Source organism: Pseudomonas neuropathica, assembly GCF_051174785.1.
GTDB lineage: Bacteria > Pseudomonadota > Gammaproteobacteria > Pseudomonadales > Pseudomonadaceae > Aquipseudomonas > Aquipseudomonas neuropathica_A.
In genome coordinates this window covers 4840255-4866203 of sequence record NZ_CP195111.1, presented here as the reverse complement: position 1 = coordinate 4866203, position 25949 = coordinate 4840255, and the positions used below count along the sequence as shown (strand labels likewise).

At 60.9% G+C, this 25949-nt stretch carries 21 protein-coding genes; 10 read left to right on the top strand and 11 right to left on the bottom strand.

What is annotated here, in order from left to right; genetic code table 11:
- The first annotated feature begins 44 nt into the window (after window positions 1-44).
- Entirely contained in the window at window positions 45-2336 is a 2292-nt protein-coding gene (gene bglX / locus ACRRSD_RS21955) for a beta-glucosidase BglX (protein ID WP_435035305.1), read from the top strand.
- 141 nt (window positions 2337-2477) lie between these two features.
- On the opposite strand, the gene ACRRSD_RS21950 is transcribed toward bglX, so the two are convergent.
- The 9 genes from ACRRSD_RS21950 to ACRRSD_RS21910 all read right to left on the bottom strand — a co-directional run bounded on the left by ACRRSD_RS21950 (window position 2478) and on the right by ACRRSD_RS21910 (window position 11913).
- Window positions 2478-3635 (bottom strand): phospholipase D-like domain-containing protein, encoded by a 1158-nt coding sequence (locus ACRRSD_RS21950; RefSeq protein ID WP_435035304.1) that lies wholly within the window; start codon window positions 3633-3635, stop codon window positions 2478-2480.
- Between the two features lies 1 nt (window position 3636).
- Window positions 3637-4227, bottom strand: coding sequence for a YceI family protein (locus tag ACRRSD_RS21945; protein ID WP_435035302.1), 591 nt, complete (start codon window positions 4225-4227; stop codon window positions 3637-3639).
- A 150-nt stretch (window positions 4228-4377) separates the two neighbouring features.
- Window positions 4378-5148: an IclR family transcriptional regulator gene (locus ACRRSD_RS21940; RefSeq protein ID WP_435035300.1), complete on the bottom strand. Its 771-nt coding sequence runs from the start codon at window positions 5146-5148 to the stop codon at window positions 4378-4380.
- A 59-nt stretch (window positions 5149-5207) separates the two neighbouring features.
- Entirely contained in the window at window positions 5208-6665 is a 1458-nt protein-coding gene (locus ACRRSD_RS21935; protein ID WP_435035299.1) for an amidase, read from the bottom strand.
- Window positions 6662-7972 carry a citrate-proton symporter gene (locus tag ACRRSD_RS21930; protein WP_038358244.1) on the bottom strand — a complete coding sequence of 437 codons (1311 nt, stop codon included), beginning with the start codon at window positions 7970-7972 and terminating at the stop codon, window positions 6662-6664. Before ACRRSD_RS21930 ends, ACRRSD_RS21935 begins: the two co-directional genes overlap by 4 nt.
- A gap of 81 nt (window positions 7973-8053) precedes the next feature.
- Complete coding sequence (locus ACRRSD_RS21925; RefSeq protein WP_435035298.1) at window positions 8054-9229, bottom strand: M20 aminoacylase family protein; 1176 nt, start codon at window positions 9227-9229, stop codon at window positions 8054-8056.
- Window positions 9230-9500: 271 nt separating this feature from the next.
- Window positions 9501-9797, bottom strand: a complete 297-nt coding sequence (locus ACRRSD_RS21920) for an amidase (protein ID WP_435035297.1) — start codon at window positions 9795-9797, stop codon at window positions 9501-9503.
- Complete coding sequence (locus tag ACRRSD_RS21915) at window positions 9794-10867, bottom strand: serine hydrolase domain-containing protein (RefSeq protein WP_435035296.1); 1074 nt, start codon at window positions 10865-10867, stop codon at window positions 9794-9796. Before ACRRSD_RS21915 ends, ACRRSD_RS21920 begins: the two co-directional genes overlap by 4 nt.
- A 167-nt stretch (window positions 10868-11034) precedes the next feature.
- A complete protein-coding gene (locus ACRRSD_RS21910; protein WP_435035294.1) occupies window positions 11035-11913 on the bottom strand; it encodes an acyl-CoA dehydrogenase in 879 nt (292 codons plus the stop codon).
- A gap of 153 nt (window positions 11914-12066) precedes the next feature.
- Here ACRRSD_RS21910 and olsB point away from each other — a divergent pair, with 153 nt between their 5' ends.
- A complete protein-coding gene (olsB, locus tag ACRRSD_RS21905; RefSeq protein ID WP_007916280.1) occupies window positions 12067-12822 on the top strand; it encodes an L-ornithine N(alpha)-acyltransferase in 756 nt (251 codons plus the stop codon).
- Window positions 12822-13616: a lysophospholipid acyltransferase family protein gene (locus tag ACRRSD_RS21900; protein WP_435035292.1), complete on the top strand. Its 795-nt coding sequence runs from the start codon at window positions 12822-12824 to the stop codon at window positions 13614-13616. The genes olsB and ACRRSD_RS21900 overlap by 1 nt, the downstream gene beginning before the upstream one ends.
- 104 nt (window positions 13617-13720) lie before the next feature.
- On the opposite strand, the gene ACRRSD_RS21895 is transcribed toward ACRRSD_RS21900, so the two are convergent.
- A complete protein-coding gene (locus ACRRSD_RS21895; protein ID WP_435035290.1) occupies window positions 13721-14305 on the bottom strand; it encodes an ACP phosphodiesterase in 585 nt (194 codons plus the stop codon).
- Window positions 14306-14475: 170 nt separating this feature from the next.
- Between ACRRSD_RS21895 and ACRRSD_RS21890 the strand changes: the two genes are divergently transcribed.
- From ACRRSD_RS21890 to ACRRSD_RS21880, 3 genes are read left to right on the top strand one after another with little or no spacing between them, the layout of a single operon-like run.
- The gene (locus tag ACRRSD_RS21890; RefSeq protein ID WP_007917068.1) at window positions 14476-14778 is read left to right on the top strand and encodes an ArsR/SmtB family transcription factor; all 303 of its coding nucleotides are present in this window, start codon (window positions 14476-14478) and stop codon (window positions 14776-14778) included.
- Between the two features lie 34 nt (window positions 14779-14812).
- Window positions 14813-15979: an MFS transporter gene (locus tag ACRRSD_RS21885; RefSeq protein ID WP_007917078.1), complete on the top strand. Its 1167-nt coding sequence runs from the start codon at window positions 14813-14815 to the stop codon at window positions 15977-15979.
- A 28-nt stretch (window positions 15980-16007) separates the two neighbouring features.
- A complete protein-coding gene (locus ACRRSD_RS21880) occupies window positions 16008-17057 on the top strand; it encodes an alkene reductase (protein ID WP_435035289.1) in 1050 nt (349 codons plus the stop codon).
- A 474-nt stretch (window positions 17058-17531) separates the two neighbouring features.
- Here ACRRSD_RS21880 and emhR read toward each other — a convergent pair whose 3' ends face one another.
- Window positions 17532-18164 carry an efflux system transcriptional repressor EmhR gene (gene emhR, locus ACRRSD_RS21875; protein ID WP_150651422.1) on the bottom strand — a complete coding sequence of 211 codons (633 nt, stop codon included), beginning with the start codon at window positions 18162-18164 and terminating at the stop codon, window positions 17532-17534.
- Between the two features lie 266 nt (window positions 18165-18430).
- Here emhR and ACRRSD_RS21870 point away from each other — a divergent pair, with 266 nt between their 5' ends.
- From ACRRSD_RS21870 to ACRRSD_RS21855, 4 genes are all read left to right on the top strand, one after another.
- Window positions 18431-19588, top strand: coding sequence for an efflux RND transporter periplasmic adaptor subunit (locus ACRRSD_RS21870; RefSeq protein ID WP_435035288.1), 1158 nt, complete (start codon window positions 18431-18433; stop codon window positions 19586-19588).
- Window positions 19589-19591: 3 nt separating this feature from the next.
- Window positions 19592-22741 carry an efflux RND transporter permease subunit EmhB gene (emhB, locus tag ACRRSD_RS21865; RefSeq protein ID WP_435035286.1) on the top strand — a complete coding sequence of 1050 codons (3150 nt, stop codon included), beginning with the start codon at window positions 19592-19594 and terminating at the stop codon, window positions 22739-22741.
- Window positions 22738-24198, top strand: a complete 1461-nt coding sequence (emhC, locus tag ACRRSD_RS21860; RefSeq protein WP_435035284.1) for an efflux RND transporter outer membrane subunit EmhC — start codon at window positions 22738-22740, stop codon at window positions 24196-24198. Before emhB ends, emhC begins: the two co-directional genes overlap by 4 nt.
- Window positions 24199-24576: 378 nt before the next feature.
- On the top strand, window positions 24577-25836 hold the full coding sequence (locus ACRRSD_RS21855; protein ID WP_435035283.1) for an OprD family porin: 1260 nt from the start codon (window positions 24577-24579) through the stop codon (window positions 25834-25836).
- The last annotated feature ends 113 nt before the right edge of the window (window positions 25837-25949 follow it).

The following is a 25949-nucleotide window of genomic DNA, read 5'->3' as shown; positions in this document are numbered from 1 at the left end:
TGGCCGGCGTTGCATTGCCGCTTGGGCCCTTGAGAAAACTATTCATGAAGAAGCTGTGTTTGCTGGGTCTGTTCGTCAGCCTGGCCAGTCATCAAGTATTGGCCGCCACGACCCCGGTACCCCTGGAAAACAAGGACGCGTTCATCACGAATCTGATGAGCCAAATGACCCTTGATGAAAAGATCGGCCAGTTGCGCCTGATCAGCATCGGCCCGGAAATGCCCCGCGAGCTGATCCGCAAGGAAATCGCCGCCGGCAACATCGGCGGCACGTTCAACTCGATCACTCGCCCGGAAAACCGTCCGATGCAGGACGCGGCCATGCGTAGCCGCTTGAAGATTCCGATGTTTTTCGCGTACGACGTGATCCACGGTCACCGTACGATTTTCCCGATTCCGCTGGCCCTCGCCTCGAGCTGGGACATGGACGCCATCGGCCAGTCCGGGCGCGTTGCCGCCAAGGAAGCTGCTGCCGACAGCCTCGACATCACCTTCGCGCCGATGGTCGACATCTCCCGCGACCCACGCTGGGGCCGCAGCTCCGAAGGTTTCGGTGAAGACACCTACCTGACCTCGCGCATTGCCGGCGTCATGGTCCGCGCCTATCAGGGTGCCACCCCGAGCGCCGCCGACAGCATCATGGCCAGCGTCAAGCACTTCGCCCTGTACGGCGCGGTCGAGGGCGGCCGTGACTACAACACCGTCGACATGAGTCCGGTGAAGATGTATCAGGATTATCTGCCGCCGTACCGCGCCGCGATTGATGCTGGCGCCGGTGGTGTGATGGTCGCGTTGAACTCGATCAACGGCATTCCGGCCACCGCCAACACTTGGCTGATGAACGATCTGCTGCGCCGCGACTGGGGCTTCAAAGGCCTGGCGGTCAGCGACCACGGCGCGATCTTCGAACTGATCAAGCACGGCGTCGCCCGCGACGGTCGTGAAGCGGCGAAGCTGGCGATCAAGGCCGGCATCGACATGAGCATGAACGACACCCTGTACGGCAAAGAGCTGCCGGGGCTGCTCAAATCTGGCGAGATCGAACAGAAAGACATCGACAACGCCGTGCGTGAAGTGCTCGCCGCCAAGTACGACATGGGCCTGTTCAAGGATCCGTACCTGCGCATCGGCAAGGCTGAAGATGATCCGGCCGACACCTACGCCGAGAGCCGTCTGCACCGCGCCGAGGCTCGTGAAGTCGCGCGTCGCAGTCTGGTGCTGCTGAAGAACCAGAACGAAACCCTGCCGCTGAAGAAAGACGCAAAAGTCGCACTGGTCGGCCCATTGGCCAAAGCACCGATCGACATGATGGGCAGTTGGGCCGCCGCCGGGCGCCCTGCGCAATCGGTGACGCTGTTCGATGGCATGAGTTCGGTGATCGGCAACCAGTCGAACCTGATCTACGCCCGTGGCGCCAACATCACCAGCGACAAGAAGGTGCTGGATTACCTGAACTTCCTCAACTTCGATGCGCCGGAAGTGGTCGATGACCCGCGCCCGGCCAGCGTGCTGATCGACGAAGCAGTGAAAGCTGCCAAGGACGCTGACGTGATCGTTGCAGCGGTAGGTGAATCCCGTGGCATGTCCCACGAATCATCCAGCCGCACCGACCTGAACATCCCGGAAACCCAGCGCGAGCTGATCCGCGCCCTGAAAGCCACCGGCAAACCGCTGGTATTGGTGCTGATGAACGGCCGCCCGCTGACCATTCTCGAAGAGAACCAGTCGGCTGACGCGATCCTGGAAACCTGGTTCAGCGGCACCGAGGGCGGCAATGCCATTGCTGATGTGCTGTTCGGCGACTACAACCCGTCGGGCAAACTGCCGGTGACTTTCCCGCGCTCCGTGGGCCAGATCCCGACCTACTACAATCACCTGAGCATTGGCCGGCCGTTCACGCCGGGCAAACCGGGCAACTACACCTCGCAGTATTTCGATGACACCACCGGGCCGCTGTTCCCGTTCGGGTATGGCCTGAGCTACACCCAATTCGCCCTGAGCGACATGGCGCTGTCGTCGACCACCCTCAACGCCACCGGCAAGCTCGACGCCAGTGTCATGCTGAAAAACACCGGCAAGCGTGACGGCGAAACCGTGGTGCAGTTGTACATCCAGGACGTCACCGGCTCGATGATCCGCCCGGTGAAGGAACTGAAGAACTTCCAGAAAATCATGCTCAAGGCCGGCGAACAAAAAGTCGTGCACTTCACCATCACCGAGGATGACCTGAAGTTCTACAACGCCCAGCTCAAGTACGCGGCAGAGCCTGGCAAGTTCAACGTGCAGATCGGCCTGGATTCCCAGGACGTGACGCAGCAGAGCTTTGAATTGCTGTAACCGCAACAACACCGCAAAACCCTGTGGGAGCGAGCTTGCTCGCGAAGAGGCCATCACATTCAACATTGATGTTGACTGTCAGGCCGCATTCGCGAGCAAGCTCGCTCCCACATTGGGCTTATGTGTTTTTCGGAATTAGCGTCAGCCGCGGCGGTCGAGGATGTTGACGACCAAGCGATCCACCCAGCCCCAAACCCTCTGCTTGACCCGCCGCCACAACGGCCGGCGCTGCCACTCCTCCAGGCTCACCTGCTGACTCAGCCCGAAGTCCTTCACGAAACTCGCCTGCACCGCTGCCGTCAACGACGGATCCAGCGCCTCCAGATTCGCCTCCAGATTGAAGCGCAGGTTCCAGTGATCGAAGTTGCACGAACCAATGCTCACCCAATCGTCGACCAGCACCATTTTCAAATGCAGAAAGCACGGCTGGTACTCGAAGATCTGCACCCCGGCCTTGAGCAATCGCGGGTAGTAGCGATGCCCGGCGTAGCGCACTGACGGGTGATCGGTGCGCGGCCCGGTCAACAGCAAACGCACATCGACACCGCGCGCCGCCGCCTTGCGCAGGGATCGGCGGATTTTCCACGTTGGCAGGAAGTACGGTGTGGCCATCCAGATGCGTTTTTGCCCACTGTTCAAGGCGCGGAACAGCGACTGCAGAATGTCGCGATGCTGGCGGGCATCGGCATACGCCACACGGCCCATGCCTTCGCCCTTGTCCGGTACGCGCGGTAATCGCGGCAAGCCGAAATGCGCGGCCGGGCGCCAGGCGCGGCGATAGCGGTTGGCAATCCATTGGCGATCAAACAGCAATTGCCAGTCGATCACCAACGGGCCGCGGATCTCGACCATCACTTCGTGCCATTCGCTGCTGTCATGGCCCGGCGTCCAGAACTCATCGGTGACACCGGTGCCACCGACCACCGCCAGACATTGATCGACCAGCAGCAATTTGCGGTGATCCCGATAGAAGTTGCCGACCCAGCGTCGCCAGTTCAGCCGATTGTAGAAACGCAGTTCGACCCCGGCATGAGTCAGGCGCTGACGCAAATTGAGGGTGAAGGCGAGGCTGCCGTAATCATCGAACAGACAACGCACACGCACGCCACGCTCAGCCGCCAGGACCAACGCCTGGACGATGGTTTCGGCACAGGCGCCGGCCTCGACCAGGTACAGTTCGAGTTCGATCTGCTCCTGAGCGCCAGCAATCTGCTCGAGCATGCGCGGAAAGAATTGCGGGCCGTCGATCAACAGTTCGAACCGGTTGCCATCCCGCCACGGAAACACCGCGCCGCGCATGTCAGCGCGCCGTGAAGATCAGCACCGCACCCACCGGCACCGACAGACTGATGGCCGACAGATCGGCGAGTTTGCGCAAGCTTTCCAGCCCCGGCACCAGATCGAAATCTTCAGCGTTGATCACCAACGGCTCGAGGGTGACCACTTGAAAACGTCGATCATCGAGACGCGTCGCCAGCAGTTCGGCGGGATATTCGTGTTGTTTGCCGTGCAGATTGACGGTCAGTGGCAGGCGCAATTCCAGCTGCGCACCGGGGGCCAGATCGTTGATCGGGCGCAGATCAATCTGGGTGGTAATGGTCGCTTCGGGGAATTGCTCGATCTGGAACAGCTCCTTGCGCATGCGCTCATCGCGCAGCGGGATACCGCTGTTGATCGAGTCCAGCTCGACTTCAACTTCGGCGCGACCGTTAGGGTCGACCTTGCCGTGCAGCACCAGAAAGCGCTGCACTTCGGAAACATTGGCGTTTTTCGTGCTGACGAACGACAGCCGCGACGACTCGCCGTCCAGGTACCAATTGGCCTGCACCGGCAGCGCGACAGCGGCGAGCAGCAGGCTGGACAGGGTTGCACAGAGGGAGCGGTTGAACATTGAACACTCGTGGGGCCGATAAACCTGCACGAACCTTAACCGCCCCCAAAGTTATTGCAACATCAAGATCAAAAGATCGCAGCCTGCTGCAGCTCCTACGGGGTGGACCCGATCCTGTAAGAGCTGCCACAGGCTGCGATCTTTCGGCTGTCAGGCCAATACCTGCTGCACATCGCCAATCGTCGCCGCCAGACTATTCAGATGCAGACTCAACACCCGCTCCACCGGCGCCTGATCCATCGGCCAGTGCAGCGCCATGCTGCCCACCAACTTGCCTTCAGCACGAATCGGCAACGCCACCGCGCGAATCAGAAACGGCAAACGCACCGGGTATTCCCAATAGCCTTCCGTGCGCTGGCCAAAACCCTGATGCAACGCCTGCTCGGTCACACGAAACACGCCTTCATCACGCAACTGCTCACGCTCGGCCAGGCGCTCGACCTCATCACTGGCCAACTCGCCGAGGCACGCCCGGCCCATCGCCGAATGAAACAGGCTGGCGTGATGCCCGACGATCTGGCAGTTGTTCGGATAACGTTTGCGCAGCACCTGCGGGATCGCACTTTCCATCACTTCAACCCGCTCGCCATCGAAACACGACAGATCCGCGACCAGCCCGGTGCGCTCGCACAACTCCACTAACATTGGCGCTGCGCTCTCCACCAGATGCCGCTTGAAGCGCTGCTGACGATCGCCGAACAGGCGCTTGGCGCACAAGCGGTAACGGCGGTCACTGAGGCCGCGATAGATCCAGCCCTGCTCCTGCAAGGTCGCGAGCATCCGCGACACCGTGGCTTTCGGCAGACCCGTGAGGTAGTGCAATTCCTCCAGCCCCAGCGCCTGATGCTCGCCGAGCAATTCGACGATGGCCAGTGCCCGTTCGACCGAGCGCACGCTGCCGGTATCTGCTTTGCTGCCCATGTGTTCGATCTCCCTGCGTGCAGATGGATGAGCACTTTGTGCAGCAAAATGCGGGCCGCTCAGGCTGATTGCAGGCATGTCGGCGGGCAACGTTCGACCCAACGGGTCAGTTGTTCGTGGGCATAAGCCAGTTGCAGCACCGCCCGATCAGCCTGGGCCGGGCCGATGATTTGCAGGCCCATCGGCAGCCCGGCCGGGTTGAAACCGACCGGCACGCTGATGCTCGGCAACCCGGCCAGAGTCGGGCCGATGACCACCTCCATCCAGCGGTGATAAGTGTCCATGCTCTGCCCGCCGACGACGCGCGGCCACCGCTGCTGTGCATCAAAAGGGAACACTTGCGCGGTGGGCAACAGCAGAAAATCGTAACGCTGGAACAACTCGCTCAGGGCGCGATACCACTCGCTGCGGTCGACCGACGCCTGGTAGACATCGGCAGCGGTAAGGCGCAAACCGCCCTCGACCTCCCACTGCGCCTCCGGCTTGAGCAACGGGCGTTTATGCGGGTCGGCGTAGGCCGCGCCAAGGCTGCCCTGCAGCAGAAAATGCCGATGAGTCAGCCAGGTCTGCCACAGCCGTGCCATGGCGAAATCCGGCTGACAGGCTTCGACCTGACAGCCCAGCGTACTGAAATCCGCCAGCGCCGATTCGCACAGACTCAATACGCCATCGTCCATCGGCAGATAGCCGTTGTAATCGCCGAGCCAGCCGATGCGCACATCGGTGAAATCCTGTTGCAGGCCTTCGGCAAAGTTGCCCGGTGCATCTTTCAGCGACAGTGGCACGCGCGGATCGTAGCCGGCCTGAATCGACAGCAATCGCGCAACGTCGGTGACCGTACGCCCCATCGGCCCTTCGGTGGCCAGTTGCTGGACGAACACTTCCGGCATCGGCCCATGCGGCACCCGGCCTTGCGACGGGCGAAAACCGAAGACGTTATTGAAGGCCGCCGGGTTGCGCAGCGAGCCCATCATGTCGCTGCCATCGGCCACCGGCAACAAGCGCAAGGCCAACGCCACCGCAGCCCCGCCGCTGCTGCCACCGGCAATCAGGCTTGCGTCGTAGGCGTTGGTGGTGGTGCCAAACACGCTGTTGTAGGTCTGCGAACCGAGGCCGAATTCCGGCACATTGGTTTTGCCGATGATGATCGCGCCGCAATCACGCACCCGCGCCACGCTGATCGCATCGTGTTGCGGCACCTGCTCGGCGAACAGTGGCGAGCCCATGGTCGTGCGCAGTCCGGCGGTGGCCGCGAGATCTTTGATTGCTTGCGGCATGCCGTGCATCCAGCCTTTCGACTGGCCGCGATCGAGTTGCCGGTCGCAGTCATCGGCTTCGCGCAGCAGGTCTTCTTCAGCGCGCAACGACACCAGCGCATTGACCTGTGGGTTGAGGCGTTCGATGTGCGCCAGATAGGCCTGCATCACTTCACGGCACGACACCTGCCGCGCATGAATCGCCCGCGACAACGCCTCGGCGTCGAGGGCAACAAGCGGATCAATCGCTAACGGTTTCACGGTTTGACTCCCAGATTGAGCGCTACGGATTTCTTCGTGCGCGGCGCCTCGTGCAGACAGTAAGTACCGAGCAAGGTCAGCAGGCAAGCGAACAACACATAGAAGGATGGCGCTACCGGGGTGTTCAACACCTTGCTCAGCCAGGTGACAATCAGCGGTGCGAAGCCGCCGAACACCATCACCGCCACGTTGTAGGCGACGGACACGCCGGTGGAGCGCACTTCAATCGGGAACTGCTCGGCCAGTGCCGTTGGCGCCGGGCCAAAGAAACCGCCAATCGCACTGCACAGGAGCAGTTGCATCACCAGCAAGCGCTCGATCGATGGCGCTGCGGCGACCCACACGTAAAGCGGATAGACCATCACGAAAAACGCCAGGGTGAACGCCATCAATACTGGACGACGACCGAGGCGATCCGACAGCGCGCCGGAGAACGGAATCACCACGGTCATCAGCGCCACCGCGAGCATCTGCACCAGCAGCACCTGATCCAGCGGCAAGCCGAGGTTGGTGTGGGCGAAGGTCGGCATGTTCACCAGCACCACGTAAAACGACACCGTCGCACCGCTGGCCAGGCCCATGGATACCAACAGGCTGCGACGGTGTTCGCGGATCACCTGCCACAGGCCCGGCGCGTCACCTTTGGCTTTCTTGCGCGCTTCGAGAAACTCTTCCGGTTCTTCCATGTGCTTGCGAATCCACAAGCCGACCGGACCGATCAGCAGACCGATCACAAACGGAATCCGCCAGCCCCAGGTGTCCAGCGCCTCGGGCGAAAACACATGGGTGACCAGCGCCACCATCGCCGCGCCGGCAAACACCGCCAGGCATTGCCCGACCAGTTGCCACGACCCATACAAGCCTTTGCGATGGGCTGGCGCGCTCTCCACCAGAAACGCCGTGGCGCTGGCGTATTCGCCGCCGGTGGCGAAGCCTTGCAGCATCCGCGCAACCACGATCAACAGCGGCGCGCCCATGCCGATGGCGGCGTAGCTCGGCGCAAACGCGATCAGCGCGATCGACACGGTCATCAGCCGAATGATCAGTTGCATCGCCGCTTTGCGCCCCTTGCGGTCGGAATACATACCCAGCAGGATGCCGCCCACCGGGCGCATGAAAAAACCCACACCGAAGGTCGCCAGCGCCATCAGCAGCGAGGCGTAGCCATCTTCGGAGGGGAAGAACTGCCGGGCAATGATGCTCGCCAGAAAGCCGTAAACGATGAAGTCATACCATTCCAGCGCGTTGCCGATAACCGCAGCGACCACTTGCCGGGTACGCGAAACACCAGTGCTCGAAACCTGCATGGGGAATTCTCCATAAAGCTGTTGGGTGATCACCCGCGCGCTCGTGCGCGTGGGGTTCAGCGGCAGCAAAACGTGAAGAAGTCAGGCCGGCTTGAGCCAGCTCTCGGTCAGCGCGCCCCAATAGGCGGCGCCAGTCAGCAGGATGTCGTCGTTAAAGTCGTAAGCGGGGTTGTGCACCATCGGCCGCGACACGCCGTTGCCGATGAACAGGTAAGCGCCGGGGCAGCGCTGAAGCATCCAGGCGAAGTCTTCGCTGCCCATCAGTTTTGGCGTATTGCCGTCGACGGCGTCGGCGCCGACCAGTTCGACGCCGACTTGTCGGGCGAACTCGGTTTCAGCGGCGTGATTGACCAGCACCGGGTAGGCCGGGCGATGTTCGATTTTTGAAGTGCAGCCGAAGCTTTGCGCCTGGGTTTCGATGATGTTTCGCACGCGGTTGAGGGTCTGCTCGCGCACATCGGCATTCAGCGCGCGCAGGCTCAGGCGCAGGATCGCCTGCTGCGGAATGACGTTGGCGGCCTCCCCCGCTTGCAGTGCGCCGACGGTGACCACCGCTGCTTGCTGCGCATCGATATTGCGCGCGACCACGGTTTGCAATGCCATCACCACACTCGACGCAGCGACCAGCGGATCGACCGTCAGGTGCGGCATCGAGCCATGGCCACCGACGCCTTCGATGACCACGTTGAGCAAATCCTGCGACGCCATCATCGGCCCCTCGCGAAAGCCTAGATGCCCGGCAGGCAACCCCGGCATGTTGTGCATGCCGAACAATGCATCGCACGGAAAACGTTCGAGCAGACCATCAGCGAGCATCGCTTCGGCGCCGCCCTGACCTTCTTCCGCCGGTTGGAAAATCAGCGTAAGGGTGCCATCGAACTGACGGGTCGCCGCCAGATAACGTGCGGCGCCGAGGAGCATTGCGGTGTGCCCGTCATGGCCACAGGCGTGCATGCAGCCCTGGTGTTGGCTGCTGTAGGCGACGCCAGTGTTTTCGATGATCGGCAACGCATCCATGTCGGCGCGCAAGCCGAGTTTGCGCGAGCTGCTGCCATGGCGCAGCACGCCGACCACACCGGTTTTGCCAATGCCGGTGTGGACTTCATAGCCCCAGCTTTCGAGGGATTTGGCCACCAGTGCCGAGGTGCGGTTTTCTTCAAAACCGAGTTCGGGGTGGGCGTGGATGTCCTGGCGGGTGGCGTGCAGGTCGCTGGCCACATCGTTGAGCCAGGCCAGAATGTGCTGATGTCGGGGCATGACGGTTCTCCTCGCGCGGGTGTTCCCGGTCTTTTTGTTCGGTTCGATTTCACGACACATACAAGGCAGATCGTGCTCACCACCAGATAACCGCGAGACGCGCGCGAGGACAATCGAATGTGGTTCCACGGTGTGGAACCCCGCTTCCAGGATCAACGGAACCGCCTGTAGGAGTGAGCCTGCTCGCGATGGCGGTGTATCAGAAACGCCTATGTTGACTGACACACCGCAATCGCGAGCAGGCTCACTCCTACAGGGGGATTTGGTGTGGTCAGGGATTGAGGCGGCAGCCCTGGCGTTCGTTTTGCCATTGGGCGCTGTTGCTGCGGCCCATGCCGCTGACGGTGATGGTTTTGCTGGCGCTGTCATCGCTGAAGTCGCTGGTCGGTAGCCACTGTTTCACATAGCCACGGCAGTATTCGGCGTTGTTGTTCATCACGTATCGGCAGGAACAATATTCCTTGGCGGTATACGCGCTGATGATGTCCGGAAAAGCCCAGAGATTTTCCCGCTCGTAGCCGACCCAGCCGAACAGCAGAACCAGCAACACCAGCAAAAAGCGCTTCATGGCTGCACCGCCTTCAGCACTTGCTTGAGTAATTCGTTGTGGCGGTAACCGCCGTCGCGATCATCGGCATAACGCACGATCACCAGTTTCTCGCTGGGGATCACGTACAGCGCCTGGCCCCAGTGGCCGAGCGCGGCGAAAGTGTCGGGCGGTGCATCGGGCCACGGTGACGCCGCGCCATCTGCCGGGCGGTTCAGCCACCACTGACCACCGGGCACCGCTTCGTCCTGATGAGCCTTGTAACCTTTGAAGGGTGTCAGGTTGAACGCCAGCCATTCCCTGGAGAGCAACTGCTTGTCATTCCAGCGCCCGTCACAAGCCATCAGCAATCCGACCCGCGCCAGATCCCTTGCGGTGAGATAGGCGTAAGAGGACGCGACAAAAGTGCCCGTCGCATCGGTTTCCCACACGGCGTGGCGGATGCCCAACGGCTCGAACAGCGCCGTCCAGGGATAGTCCTGATAGCGCTGCGGGCCGACGATATTTTTCAACGCCGCCGCCAGTAAATTGCTGTCGCCACTGGAATAACGGAAAGCCTGCCCCGGCTCCGCGTAAGTGCCGTGATCAGCCGTAATAGCGGCCATGTCGCTATGACCCCGGGTGTAGAGCATCGCCACCACCGAGGATTTCAGCGGTGCGTATTCGTAGTCTTCCTGCCAGTCGATGCCCGAAGCCCAGTGCAGCAGGTCAGCGACTTTTATCTTCGGATGTTTAGCCAGCGGCGGGTAGAACTTTGCAGCGGGGTCTTCGAGCTTGAACAGGCCTTCGCCATACGCCACACCGAGCACGGCGGCCATCAGGCTTTTGCTGATTGACCAGGTCAGGTGCGGGGTTTGTGCTGTGGTCGGGCCGGCGTAGCGTTCGTAGATGATCTGGCCGTCGCGGATGATCAGCAGCGCGTCGGTGCGAATGCCTTTGCGGGTGGTGTCATCGCGGGGCGGGAAGGCGTAATTTTCCAGTGCCTCTGGATCGGTGATCGTCGTGCCGGTTGGCCATTCTTCACCCGGCCATTGTTCGGCGTGAACGGTGAAGCTGATCAGCAGCAGAAACAGCGACAGGCCTTTGCACATGGGGAGGGCTCTGGGAATGAACCTGCTGAGATTAGTCGGGGTTTATGACAGATGTGTGGTGTTGTTGAGGCCGCCTTCGCGAGCAGGCTCGCTCCCACATTTTGAGCGCATTTCAATTGAAGAAACGCGGTCCCCTGTGGGAGCGAGCCTGCTCGCGAAGAGGCCAGTCAATTCACCGCCAAAGCCTTGGCCAGACGCTTGGCCCGAGCACCGGAGGCCAACTGCATCACCCCTTGATCCCGCTGCCACATCTGCGCCCATTCTGTCGGCCCGTCAGCCAACGCCTGACTCACCTCCCCCTCCAGCGCTTCAAACTGCGCAAACAACCCACCCAGCAACACATGCCCGGCCGGATTGTTCGGCGGTTGCCGGCTCGCCTCGGCACACCCGGCCAACAGCGCCAGCAAACGCAGTTGCAGGGGCTGCGGCCAGTCACTGTCCTGGCCGACGCCATAGAGCCACGCCGTCATCGCGCTCAGCACATAGACATCCTCAAGGGTGCGAAACGGTTTGACGTAAGCATCCCAACCATCCCCCGCCAACAACTCGCACAACGCGCCATCCAGTAGCAACCGGCCATGACTGATGTCCGGCATCAACGGCAGTGCCGGCAGTTTTTCCACGGTCACGCCGGGTTCGCCGGGATAGACCACGGCCAGACTCAGGCGCGGGGTTTCGCCGGGCTCTTCACTGCGCGCAGCGATCAACAGCCAGTCCGCCGCATCGCCAGCGGTGACGAAATCCTTGCGTCCACTCAAGCGCAAATCGCTCAGCCGCGTGTGCATGTCCGCCGGGCGCAGACTGCGTTGTTCGGTCGCACACAATGCACCGAGGCTCAGCGGCGCACTCGGCCAAAGCATGCGCAATGCCGCTTGATAACCGACCAGAAACGCCAGCCCCGGCGTCGCCATCCGCCGCCCGCCCGCCACCGCCAATTCGAACGGCGTGACGTTGCCCAGTTGCTGCAACAACGTCGCAAAACCCTCGGCCAGGTCAGCAACGGCGGGCAATCGGTCACGGCTGTGCAGCAAATCTGGCCAGGGCATAAGAGGCTCCTTGTGGGCTGTCATATAAGCATCACCAAAGGTTCATGGCGATGACACCGGGGCTACATAGCCTGACTTTGCACAACACGGCTGCATAAAGAAAGTCGATCGGCTGCAACCCACGACGGGTTAAAGGCCCGTACGGAGATTCACATGACTCAGATCGCCCGCATCAGCGACACCGGCAATGAACGCCGCCTGCAAGCCGAACGCCTGATCGGCGCCGAGGCTCTGCAGCAAGCCCAGGCCTTGCGCTTCAACGTCTTCAGCGGCGAGTTCAACGCCAAATTGAAAGGCGCGGAACTGGGTCTGGACATGGATGACTATGATGTTCACTGCAGCCACATTGGCGTGCGTGATCTGAACACCGGCCGTTTGGTGGCGACCACCCGTTTGCTCGATCACACCGCCGCCAGCAGTCTGGGCAAGTTCTACAGCGAAGAAGAGTTCAGCCTGCACGGCCTCGCGCATCTGCAAGGCCCGATCCTCGAAATCGGCCGCACCTGCGTTGACCCGGCCTATCGCAACGGCGGCACCATTGCGGTGTTGTGGGGCGAGTTGGCCGAAGTGCTGAATCAGGGCGGTTACAGTTATCTGATGGGTTGCGCGAGCATCCCGATGCAGGACGGCGGCATTCAGGCCCACGCGATCATGCAGCGCCTGCGCGAACGCTATCTGTGCACCGAACACCTGCGTGCCGAGCCGAAAAATCCGCTGCCGACGCTGGATATTCCATCGAACGTGATCGCCGAAATGCCGCCGCTGCTCAAGGCCTATATGCGCCTGGGCGCGAAGATCTGCGGCGAACCGTGCTGGGATGAAGACTTCCAGGTCGCCGACGTGTTCATCCTGCTCAAACGCGACGAACTTTGCCCGCGCTACGCCAAACACTTCAAGGCGGCCGTGTGATGAGCCGGTTGCGGGTGTACGCGCGGATCGCGCGGGTGCTGCTGGTGGTCTCCCTGGGTTTGACCATGGCCAGCGTCTTCGGCGTATTTGAACGGATTGGTTTGGCACATTCGATGGAACGGCGTCAGCGCTGGTCGCGCTTCTTCATGGCGCGCCTGAGCAATGCCCTGCCCTTTCGCGTGACGGTGCACGGTGAGCTGCCGAAACAGCCGATGCTGTGGGTCAGCAATCATGTGTCGTGGACCGATATTCCACTGCTCGGCATGCTCACGCCGCTGTCGTTTCTGTCCAAGGCCGAAGTGCGCACCTGGCCAGTGGCCGGTTGGCTCGCGGCGAAGGCTGGCAGCCTGTTCATCCGTCGCGGTTCGGGCGACAGCCAGTTGATCCGCAAGCAGATGACCCGTCACCTGCAAACCGAGCACGCCTTATTGATGTTCCCGGAAGGCACCACCACCGATGGCCGCTCGCTGCGCACCTTTCATGGTCGCTTGCTGGCGGCGGCGATTGATTCCGAGGTGATGCTGCAACCGGTGGCGATCCGTTATCTGCGCGATGGCGAAATCGATGCGCTGGCACCGTTTATTGGTGACGATGATCTGCTCTCGCACCTGATGCGCCTGTTCAGTAATGACTGCGGCGATGTCGAAGTGCACCTGCTCAAGCCGATTGCCTGTCAGGGGCGTGAGCGTGCGGCGTTGGCGTTCGAGGCGCAGCAGGCGGTGCAGAAGGCATTGTTTGGTGAGGTGGCGAAACCGGTCGAACCGCGTCGCGCCGGCGAATTGATTGCCGCCTGAAACACAAATCCCCTGTGGGAGCGAGCCTGCTCGCGAAAGCGGTGTCTCAGCCAATATAGATGCTGAATGACACGCCGCCTTCGCGAGCAGGCTCGCTCCCACATTTAGATCCTCATTGGATCAGAGTTTTGGGCGAAGTCCTGGAGTTGTGGGTAGAACAAAGCGAAATCCTCACTCAACGGCTCATACAACCGCCGCAATTCCTCCATCGCCCCCGCCAGTTCCTCCGGCCGAGTCAGCCGCCGCGAGATCCCGCGCAAGACCTGCTCCAGCACTTCAAATTGCTGATACGAACCCAGCCAGTCATTGGCAACCATGTGCGGGGCAATCTTCGCCAGCCGCTCCGGCAGTTGTCGCTCGTGGGTCAATACCCGATAAACGTCAGCAGTGAAAACCTCCAGCGGCTGCTCGGCATACAAACGCCAATCCCGGGCCAGGCAATGATCGAAAAACACATCGAGCACGATCCCGGCATAACGCCGCCTCGTATCGGTAAACCGTCCCAGCGCGATGTCCACCAGCGGATGGCGATCGGTGAACACGTCAATCCGTCGATGCAGTTGAATAGCTGCTTCCACCTCCGGCGCAAACTGCCCTTGCAGCCGGCCTTTGACGAAATCGCCATACAGACTGCCGAGCAGTTGCCCGGGGCGCTGGCCACCGAGATGTAAATGTGCGAGATAGTTCATGGGCGCAGCTTAGCACTGCGGCCCATAAGCCATACACCCATGTATCGTTATAACGCGATATACCAATTTATGCTGACGTCAGATCAAAATCATATTGGTGTATCGCGATCTAACGATTTATATTTCGCCACATCGCGATATAGCGTTGTACACATGATGAGCACCCTGCCATGAACCTCGACCTCGACGAAATAATAAAAGCCCTGGCGCACCCAGTACGACGAGACATCCTCAACTGGCTGAAAGACCCGAAGAACGAATTTCCGGAACAGTTGCACAACCACGAGTACGGCATCTGCGCCGGGCAGATCGATCAACGCTGCGGCTTGTCGCAGTCGACCGTTTCTGCGCACCTCGCAACGTTGCAACGCGCCGGTCTGATCAGCAGCCAGAAGGCCGGTCAATGGCACTTTTTCAAACGTAACGAGGACGTTATCCAGGCGTTCCTCAGCACCCTCAGTAAAGAGCTCTGACCCTTAACGTCAGCCAGCCGACAAGGAAACCTGCATGCCCCTCTCGCTACTCATCCTCGCCTTGAGCGCTTTCGCCATCGGCACCACCGAGTTCGTCATCATGGGCCTGCTGCCCAATGTGGCGGCCGACCTCGGTGTGTCGATCCCCGGCGCCGGCTGGCTAGTGACCGGTTACGCCCTTGGCGTGGCGATCGGTGCGCCGTTCATGGCCATGGCCACGGCCAAACTGCCGCGTAAAGCGGCGCTGGTGGCGTTGATGGGCATCTTTATTGTCGGCAACCTGCTCTGCGCCATTGCCAGTGACTACAACGTGCTGATGTTCGCCCGGGTGATCACCGCTCTGTGTCACGGTGCGTTCTTCGGCATCGGTTCAGTAGTGGCGGCCAATCTGGTGCCGGCCAACAAGCGTGCTTCGGCGGTGGCCCTGATGTTCACCGGCCTGACCCTGGCCAATGTCCTCGGTGTACCGCTGGGTACTGCGCTGGGTCAGCAATACGGCTGGCGCTCGACCTTCTGGGCGGTGACCGTCATTGGTGTGATTGCGCTGATCGGCCTGATCCGCTTCCTGCCGGCCAAACGTGACGAAGAGAAGCTCGACATGCGCGCCGAACTCGCCGCCCTCAAAGGTGCCGGGATCTGGCTGTCGCTGAGCATGACCGCGCTGTTCGCCGCTTCCGTCTTCACCCTGTTTACCTACGTCGCCCCGCTGCTCGGCGAAGTCACCGGTGTATCGCCGCGTGGCGTGACCTGGACGCTGATGCTGATCGGCCTGGGCCTGACCGTCGGCAACATTATCGGCGGCAAACTCGCCGACAAAGGCATGGCCGCGACGTTGATCGGCGTATTCATCGCCATGGCCGTGGTCTCCACCGTGCTGACCTGGACCAGCGTCGCGTTGATCCCGACTGAAATCACCCTGTTCCTCTGGGCCACCGCGTGTTTCGCCGCCGTACCGGCGCTGCAAGTCAACGTGGTGACCTTCGGCAAAGCCGCACCGAACCTGGTGTCGACCCTGAACATCGGCGCCTTCAACGTCGGTAACGCGCTCGGCGCCTGGGTCGGCGGCAGCGTCATCGCCCACGGCTATGGCCTGACCAGCGTGCCGCTCGCAGCCGCCGCGCTGGCCGTGCTCGCCCTGCTGGTGACGCTGATTACTTTCCGCCAGAACGGCAATGCCGATCTGGCCCCTGCTACCAACTGATTAACTTTCACCTACGAGGGTTGTAGACATGGCAACTATTTTTGATCCGATCAAACTGGGCGACATCGAGCTGGCCAACCGCATCATCATGGCCCCACTGACCCGCTGCCGCGCCGACGAAGGCCGTGTGCCGAACGCGCTGATGGCTGAATACTATGTACAACGAGCTTCCGCTGGCCTGATCCTCAGCGAAGCCACGTCGGTGACGCCAATGGGCGTTGGCTACCCGGACACCCCGGGCATCTGGTCCAACGACCAAGTGCGCGGCTGGGCCAACGTGACCAAAGCGATTCACGGCGCAGGCGGCAAGATCTTCCTGCAACTGTGGCACGTCGGTCGCGTCTCGCACCCGTCGTATCTCAACGGTGAAGCGCCGGTGGCACCCAGCGCGATTCAGCCGAAAGGTCACGTCAGCCTGGTGCGCCCACTGGCCGACTACCCAACCCCGCGCGCCCTGGAAACCGCTGAAATCGCCGACATCGTCGACGCCTACCGCACCGGTGCCGAGAACGCCAAGGCCGCCGGTTTCGACGGCGTGGAAATCCACGGCGCCAACGGTTACCTGCTCGACCAGTTCCTGCAAAGCAGCACCAACCAGCGCACCGACAACTACGGCGGCTCGCTGGAAAACCGTGCGCGCCTGCTGCTGGAAGTGACCGACGCCGCGATCGAAGTCTGGGGCGCCGGCCGTGTCGGCGTGCACCTGGCACCGCGCGCCGACTCCCATGACATGGGCGACGACAACCTGGCGGAAACCTTCACCTACGTCGCACGTGAACTGGGTAAGCGCGGCATCGCGTTCATTTGCTCCCGTGAGAAAGAAGGCGCCGACAGCCTCGGCCCGCAACTGAAAGAAGCTTTCGGTGGCCCGTACATCGCTAACGAACGCTTCACCAAGGACAGCGCCAACGAATGGCTGGCCAGTGGCAAGGCTGACGCTGTGGCGTTCGGTGTGCCGTTTATTGCCAACCCGGATCTGCCGGCGCGTTTGAAGGCGGATGCGCCGCTTAATGATGCGCACCCGGAAACCTTCTACGGCAAAGGCCCGGTCGGTTATATCGACTATCCAGCACTGTAAGCAGTAGAAACACGAAGCCCCCGACTTGAGAGAGTCGGGGGCTTTTTTTGTGTTCGCCGGGAGATTGATTGCGCGGCTGAGTACGTAGCCCCTCACCCCAGCCCTCTCCCAAGGGAGAGGGGGCCGATCGGGGAAAGTTCGAAACCTGAGTTCGGCTGGATAGCTCAGGTCGACGTATCTCGAAAGAACACGTCAGTCAGTCTCCTCTCCCGAGGGAGAGGGTGCCGATTTGTGTAGTTTTCAAATTCGGAGTTCGACTGGGTTTTTCAGGTCGGTGTAACTCGCAAGAACACCTCGGTCAGTCCCCTCTCCCTCTGGGAGAGGGTTAGGGTGAGGGCAAACGGCTCACACTCATTCACACAGAAGACACAAATTCCCTACAAAATGCGTAGCTCGCTACGTATAAACTCCCCGCCGCAAACGTATATAAAGGCAGGCCAATTGACATAAGCTGTGCCAATTACGCATTTTGTTTCATTTGCGCAGGCTGGGGCTCAGGCGCAGCATATCCAACCCTGTATCGACCCAACGCTCGGCCTCGGCATGCAGCTCAAAGCTGTCCGGCGCCAGCAGCCATCCATACAGAAGGCCATCGATATAGCTGTGAATGCTGATGGCCGCACGGGCAGTGTCGAGATCTTCCGGCAACTGGCCGCGATTCACCGCATTACGCAACGTCAGAGCGATGCGCTCATTGCAATCGAGACTGACGTCCCGGCGCTGCTGGCGCAAATCGCACATTTCATCGGTGAACTCGCACTTATGAAACAGAATTTCGTTGATACGCCGGGTTTTCGGGTCCAGCGCAACTTGATGAAACAAATGAATCAGCAGTTGGCGCATGCAGCCCAGCGGGTCGAGCTCGTCTTCACTTTCGCTGGCTCTGGCCAGTTCATCCAGCGGCTCACGCAACGAATCGAGCATCGCCTGCACCAGATCGGCCTTGTTGCTGAAATGCCAGTAAATGGCACCGCGCGTGACACCCGCCAGTGTTGCGATATCGGCCAGTGTCGTACGAGCGACGCCCCTTTCATAAAAGGCTTTCTCCGCCGCTTCCAGGATCTGGCTACGGGTTTCTTGAGCTTCCTCTTTGGTACGACGGACCATGACAGTAAAACCTCAAACAGGATGTTTCAGGGATGGCTGAATATCCGCTGAATAAAGAAGGGGTGATCTCTCGCGGATCAGCTCCCCGGCCTACAATTTCAAACCCTGCGACGACTTTTGTAACAGCTTGGATACGCGGCGCAGGTATTTACAAACAACCATGAACGTAAGTATATTACTTAGCAAGCTACTTATCCACTCGGTACGCATTTTTTACCCTTTCACACTTCTTGTGCGCTTTTTGCGCGCCTGACCCGAGGATCTTCATGCAATTCAAGCCAGCTGTTACCGCTCTGGTCACTGCCGTCGCCCTGGCATCGCTGCTCAGCGGATGTAAAAAGGAAGAAGCGGCACCGGCCGCTCCGCCCCCTCAGGTCGGCGTCGTCACCCTGCAACCACAAGCCTTTACCCTCACCTCCGAACTGCCGGGCCGCACCAGTGCGTTCCGCATCGCTGAAGTTCGACCGCAGGTCAACGGCATCATTCTCAAGCGTCTGTTCAAGGAAGGCGGCGATGTCAAAGCCGGCCAGCAGCTGTACCAGATCGATCCGGCGGTCTATGAAGCGACCCTGAAAAGCGCCGAAGCCAGCCTGCGTTCGACCAAGTCGATCTCCGACCGCTACAAGCAACTGGTCGACGAGCAGGCCGTGAGCCGTCAGGAATACGACACCGCTGTGTCGAACCGTATGGAGTCGGAAGCGTCGTTGCAGACTGCGCAGATCAACGTGCGTTACACCAAGGTTTACGCGCCGATCTCCGGCCGCATCGGTCGTTCTTCGGTCACCGAAGGCGCACTGGTCAGCAATGGTCAGGCCGACGCGATGGCGACGATCCAGCAACTGGACCCGATCTACGTCGACGTCACCCAGTCTTCGGTCGAGCTGTTGGAATTGCGCCGCGAGCTGGAAAGCGGTCGCCTGCAGAAATCCGGCGAAAACTCGGCTGCGGTCAAGCTGACCCTGGAAGACGGCAGCCAGTACAAGCTCGACGGTAAGCTGGAATTCTCCGAAGTCACGGTCGACCCGACTACCGGTTCCGTGACCCTGCGCGCGGTATTCCCGAACCCGGATCACACCCTGCTGCCAGGCATGTTCGTTCGCGCCCAGTTGCAGGCCGGTGTCAACGCCGCCGCCATTCTGGCACCGCAACAAGGCGTGACCCGCGACCTCAAAGGCACCCCGACCGCACTGGTCGTCGGCGCCGACAACAAGGTTGAACTGCGTCAGCTCAAGGCCAGCCGCACCGTCGGCAGCCAGTGGCTGATCGAAGACGGTCTGAAGGCTGGCGATCGTCTGATCACCGAAGGGCTGCAATACGTGCGCCCGGGTGTTCAGGTGAACCCGACCGAAGCCACTAACGTAGGCACCAAGAACCCGGCCCCCGCTCAGGCAGCTGACAAAGCCGCCGGCGGCAAAGGGGAGTAATCCATGTCAAAATTCTTCATCGACCGTCCGATTTTCGCCTGGGTAATTGCCCTGGTGATCATGCTGGTCGGGGCACTTTCGATCCTGAAATTGCCGATCAACCAGTACCCGAGCATTGCGCCGCCGGCCATTGCGATCTCCGTGACCTACCCGGGCGCTTCGGCGCAAACCGTGCAGGACACCGTGGTCCAGGTGATCGAGCAGCAGCTCAACGGTATCGACAACCTGCGTTATGTGTCCTCGGAAAGTAACTCCGACGGCAGCATGACCATCACCGCAACCTTCGAGCAAGGCACCAACTCCGACACCGCGCAGGTGCAGGTTCAGAACAAGCTGAACCTGGCCACCCCGCTGTTGCCGCAGGAAGTGCAGCAACAAGGTATCCGCGTGACCAAGGCAGTGAAAAACTTCCTCCTGGTTATCGGCGTGGTATCGCGTGACGGCAGCATGACCAAGGACGACTTGTCCAACTACATCGTGTCGAACATGCAGGATCCGATCTCGCGGACCGCCGGTGTTGGTGACTTCCAGGTCTTCGGTGCCCAATACGCGATGCGCATCTGGCTCGACCCGGCCAAGTTGAACAAGTACAACCTGACCCCGGGCGATGTCAGCACCGCGATCTCGGCACAGAACGTCCAGGTGTCATCCGGTCAACTCGGTGGTTTGCCGGCGTTGCCGGGCCAGCAACTGAACGCGACGATCATCGGCAAGACCCGTCTGCAGACTGCCGAGCAGTTCAAGGCGATTCTGTTGAAGGTTAACCAGGACGGCTCGCAAGTGCGCGTCGGCGACGTCGCCGATGTCGGTCTGGGCGGCGAGAACTCGACCATTTCCGCACAGTTCAACGGCAAACCGTCGTCGGGTCTGGCGGTGAAACTGGCCAACGGCGCCAACGCCCTCGACACCGCCAAAGCCCTGCGCAAGACGATTGACGAGCTCAAGCCGTTCTTCCCGCAAGGCATGGAAGTGGTGTTCCCGTACGACACCACCCCGGTGGTGACCGAATCGATCAAGGGTGTGGTTGAAACCCTGGTCGAAGCGATCGTGCTGGTGTTCCTGGTGATGTTCCTGTTCCTGCAGAACTTCCGCGCGACCGTCATCACTACGATGACTGTGCCGGTGGTATTGCTGGGTACGTTCGGCATCCTCGCGGCCTTCGGTTTCAGCATCAACACGCTGACCATGTTCGGTATGGTGCTGGCCATCGGTTTGCTGGTGGATGACGCCATCGTCGTGGTGGAAAACGTCGAGCGGGTGATGAGCGAAGAAGGCTTGTCACCGAAGGAAGCGACCAAGAAGTCCATGGGTCAGATCCAGGGTGCACTGGTCGGTATTGCCCTGGTTCTGTCGGCGGTACTGTTGCCGATGGCGTTCTTCAGCGGTTCCACCGGTGTGATCTACAAGCAGTTCTCGATCACCATCGTCTCGGCCATGGCCCTGTCGGTACTGGTCGCGCTGATCTTCACCCCGGCGCTCTGCGCAACCATGCTCAAGGCGATTCCGAAAGGCGAGCACGGCACACCGAAAAAAGGCTTCTTCGGCTGGTTCAACCGTAACTTCGACCGTGGCGTTCGCAGCTACGAGCGCGGTGTTGGCAACATGCTGTCGCGCAAGGCTCCGTATCTGCTGGCGTATCTGCTGATCGTCGTTGGCATGATCTGGCTGTTCACGCGTATTCCGACCGCGTTCCTGCCGGAAGAAGACCAGGGCGTACTGTTCGCCCAGGTGCAAACCCCGGCCGGTTCCAGTGCCGAACGTACCCAAGTCGTGATCGACGAAATGCGTTCCTACCTGCTGGAGAAAGAATCCGGTGCGGTGTCCTCGGTGTTCACCGTCAACGGCTTCAACTTCGCCGGTCGCGGTCAGAGTTCGGGTCTGGCGTTCATCATGCTCAAACCGTGGGACGAGCGTGACGCGAGCAACAGCGTGTTCGCCCTCGCCCAACGTGCGCAGCAACACTTCTTCAGCTTCCGCGACGCGATGGTGTTTGCTTTCGCCCCGCCAGCGGTACTGGAATTGGGTAACGCCACCGGTTTCGACGTGTTCCTGCAGGACCGCGCCGGTATCGGTCACGAAAAACTGATGGAAGCGCGCAACCAGTTCCTCGGTCTGGCAGCGCAGAGCAAGGTGCTCTATCAGGTGCGTCCGAACGGCCTGAACGATGAGCCGCAATACCACTTGGAAATCGACGATCAGAAGGCCCAGGCCCTCGGCGTAAGCATTGCCGACATCAACAGCACCCTGTCGATCTCCTTCGGTAGTAGCTACGTCAACGACTTCATCGACCGTGGTCGGGTGAAGAAGGTGTACGTGCAAGGTCAGGCCGGTGCTCGCATGAGCCCTGAAGACTTGAAGAAGTGGTACGTGCGCAACAGCGCCGGGACCATGGTGCCGTTCTCCGCGTTCGCCAAGGGCGAGTGGATCTACGGATCGCCGAAACTGGCGCGTTACAACGGTGTAGAAGCGATGGAGATCCTCGGTTCTCCGGCGCCGGGTTACTCCACCGGTGATGCGATGGCCGAAGTCGAAGCGATTGCCAAGAAGCTGCCGGCGGGTGTCGGTATCTCCTGGACGGGTCTGTCTTATGAGGAACGTCTGTCGGGCTCGCAAGCGCCGGCGCTGTACGCCCTGTCGCTGCTGATGGTGTTCCTGTGTCTGGCCGCGTTGTACGAGAGCTGGTCGATTCCGATCGCGGTTATGCTCGTGGTGCCGCTGGGGATCATCGGTGCGCTGCTGGCCACCAGCCTGCGCGGTCTGTCCAACGACGTGTACTTCCAGGTGGGCCTGTTGACGACCATCGGTCTGGCGGCTAAAAACGCCATTCTGATCGTTGAATTCGCCAAGGAACTGCATGAACAGGGACGCAGCCTGCGCGATGCGGCGATCGAAGCCTGCCGCATGCGTCTGCGCCCGATCATCATGACCTCGCTGGCCTTCGTCCTCGGTGTTGTACCGTTGGCGATCTCCACCGGCGCAGGCTCGGGCAGTCAACATGCGATCGGTACGGGCGTGATTGGCGGTATGCTCACGGCCACGATCCTGGCGATCTTCTGGGTCCCACTGTTCTTCGTTACGGTTTCGTCCATGGGCCAGCGTAAAATCGCTGACGAGGATGAAACGCCTGAAACTCCTAAAGAGGCTGGCCAATGAGCAAGTCGCTACTCTCCATCGCAGTCGCCGCCTTCGTGCTGAGCGGTTGCTCGCTGATACCTGATTATCAGCAGCCTGAGGCTCCCGTCGCAGGCCAGTTCCCGCAGGGGCCGGCGTACTCGCCGGCCCAGGCACCGGCGCAGGCCGCTGCCGAGCAGGGCTGGAAGCAGTTTTTCCATGACCCGGCGCTGCAACAGCTGATCCAGGTTTCGCTGGAAAACAACCGCGACCTGCGTGTCGCGGCGCTGAACATCGACGCTTATGCGGCTCAATACCGCATCCAGCGTGCCGACCTGTTCCCGGCGGTCTCGGCCAATGCCAGCGGCAGCCGTCAGCGGGTTCCGGCCCGTGCCTCGCAGACCGGCGAAGCGGGCATCACCAGCTCCTACTCGGCCACCGTCGGCATCAGCGCCTACGAACTCGACCTGTTCGGTCGGGTTCGCAGTCTGAGCGAGCAAGCGTTGCAACAGTACTTCGCCACTGAAGAAGCGCGCCGCAGCACCCAGATCAGTCTGGTCGCCAGCGTCGCCAATGCTTACCTGACCTGGCAAGCGGACAAGGAACTGCTCAAGCTGACCCAAGACACCCTCGGTGCCTTCGAAGAAAGCTACAAGCTGACCAGCCGCAGCAACGAAGTCGGTGTGGCTTCGGCGCTGGATCTGGCACAGTCGCGCACCTCGGTCGAGAACGCCCGGGCACAACTGGCGCGTTACACCCGCCAGGTCGCGCAGGACGAAAACAGCCTGACCCTGCTGCTCGGCACCGGTATCCCGGCCAATCTGCAAGCGGCCAAACCGCTGGCGGATGACCTGCTCAGCGACGTACCACCGGGGCTGCCTTCGGACTTGCTGCAACGTCGTCCGGACATCCTGCAAGCCGAGTACAACCTGAAAGCGGCCAACGCCAACATCGGCGCAGCGCGTGCCGCGTTCTTCCCGAGCATCAGCCTGACCGCCAACGCGGGCAGCCTGAGCCCGGACTTGTCCGGCCTGTTCAAGGGTGGTTCGGGAACGTGGCTGTTCCAGCCGCAGATCAACCTGCCAATCTTCAACGCCGGCAGCCTGCGCGCCAGCCTCGACTACGCCAAGATCCAGAAGGACATTGGCGTGGCGACCTACGAGAAGTCCATTCAAACGGCCTTCCAGGAAGTCGCCGACGGCCTGGCCGCGCGCCAGACCTACACCGAGCAGTTGCAAGCGCAGCGTGACTTCGTACAGGCCAACCAGGATTACTACCGCCTGGCCGAACGTCGCTACCGCATCGGCGTCGACAGCAACCTGACCTTCCTCGATGCCCAGCGTCAGCTGTTCAGCGCACAACAAGCGCTGATCACCGACCGCCTCGCGCAGCTGACCAGTGCGGTCAACCTGTACAAAGCCCTGGGCGGTGGCTGGAATGCGCAAACCGCGCAGAACGAACCGCTGAAAGAAGAAGCGCCGAAGATGAAGTTGTTCTGATCATCATCGGCTGAACACAAGGAGCCCACCGATTGGTGGGCTTTTTGTTGCCTGAGAATCAAAAGATCGCAGCCTTCGGCAGCTCCGACATTTGGAATGCAAATCCCTGTAGGAGCTGCCGAAGGCTGCGATCTTTTGATCTTCAATGCTGTTCGATAATCGCCCAAAACCCGTTTTACCCAATTGAATCCGAACATCCGCCCCCCGCACCATTCGCTCCACAAAACCAATAACAACAGGTTCGACACCATGCTCCCGCGTCCTGCCCCGTCCGGCTGATTGCCGTCGTTTCACTCCTGAACACTTTTCATGTCTGCACCCCGTAAACCGGTGGCAGCGCACCCGTTCGCCTTAAAAAAACAAGAGAGACCCGAGCCCATGACAACCTCCCCTGCGCCCTACGCATTTCCCGGTCTGATCGCCTTGGCCCTGGCCGGCGCGGCGCTGCCCGCTGCGGCTGAAGAGACCGGTTTCATCGAAGGGGCCAAGGTCAACCTGAACCTGCGCAACTTCTACATCAACCGCAACTTCACCAACCCGACCAAGGCCCAGGGCAAGGCTGAAGAGTGGACGCAGAGCTTCATCCTCGACGCCAAATCCGGTTTCACCCAAGGCACCGTCGGCTTCGGCATGGACGTGCTCGGCCTGTATTCGGTGAAGCTCGATGGCGGTAAAGGCACCGGTGGCACGCAGCTGTTGCCGCTGGATCACGACGGCCGCCCGGCCGACAACTTCGGCCGTACCAACGTCGCCTTCAAAGCCAAGCTTTCCCAAACTGAAGTGAAGGTCGGCGAGTGGATGCCGGTGCTGCCGATCCTGCGTTCGGACGACGGTCGCTCGCTGCCACAGACCTTTCGTGGCGGCCAGATCACCTCGAAGGAAATCGACGGCCTGACCCTCTACGGCGGCCAGTTCAGAGCCAACAGCCCGCGCGACGACAGCAGCATGAGCGACATGTCGATGACCGGCAAAGCGGCGTTCACCTCAGATCGTTTCAACTTCCAGGGCGGTGAATACGTTTTCAACGAAAAACGCACGCAGATCGGCCTGTGGAATGCCGAACTCAAGGACATCTACAGCCAGCAATATGTCAACCTGATCCACAGCCAGCCGCTGGGCAACTGGACCCTCGGCGCCAACCTCGGCTTCTTCTACGGCAAGGACGACGGCAGCGCCCGCGCCGGCGATCTCGACAACAAGACCTGGTCGGGGATGTTCTCGGCGAAGTACGGCGGCAACACCTTCTACGTCGGCCTGCAGAAACTCACCGGCGACAGCGCCTGGATGCGCGTCAACGGCACCAGCGGCGGCACGCTGGCCAACGACAGCTACAACGCCAGTTATGACAATGCGCAGGAACGCTCCTGGCAAGTGCGCCACGACTACAACTTCGTGGCGATGGGCATCCCCGGCCTGACCCTGATGAACCGCTATATCAGCGGCGACAACGTGCACACCGGGACGATCACCGACGGCAAGGAGTGGGGCCGCGAATCGGAACTGGGCTACACCGTGCAGAGCGGCGCACTGAAGGATCTGAACGTCAGATGGCGCAACTCGACCATGCGCCGGGATTTCAGCAATAACGAGTTCGATGAGAACCGCTTGATCGTCAGCTACCCGATCAGCCTGTTGTAAAACACTGATGTTCCCCTGTGGGAGCGAGCCTGCTCGCGAAAGCGGTGTGTCAGATAAGCATATGCCGACTGACACACCGCTTTCGCGAGCAGGCTCGCTCCCACATTTGATCT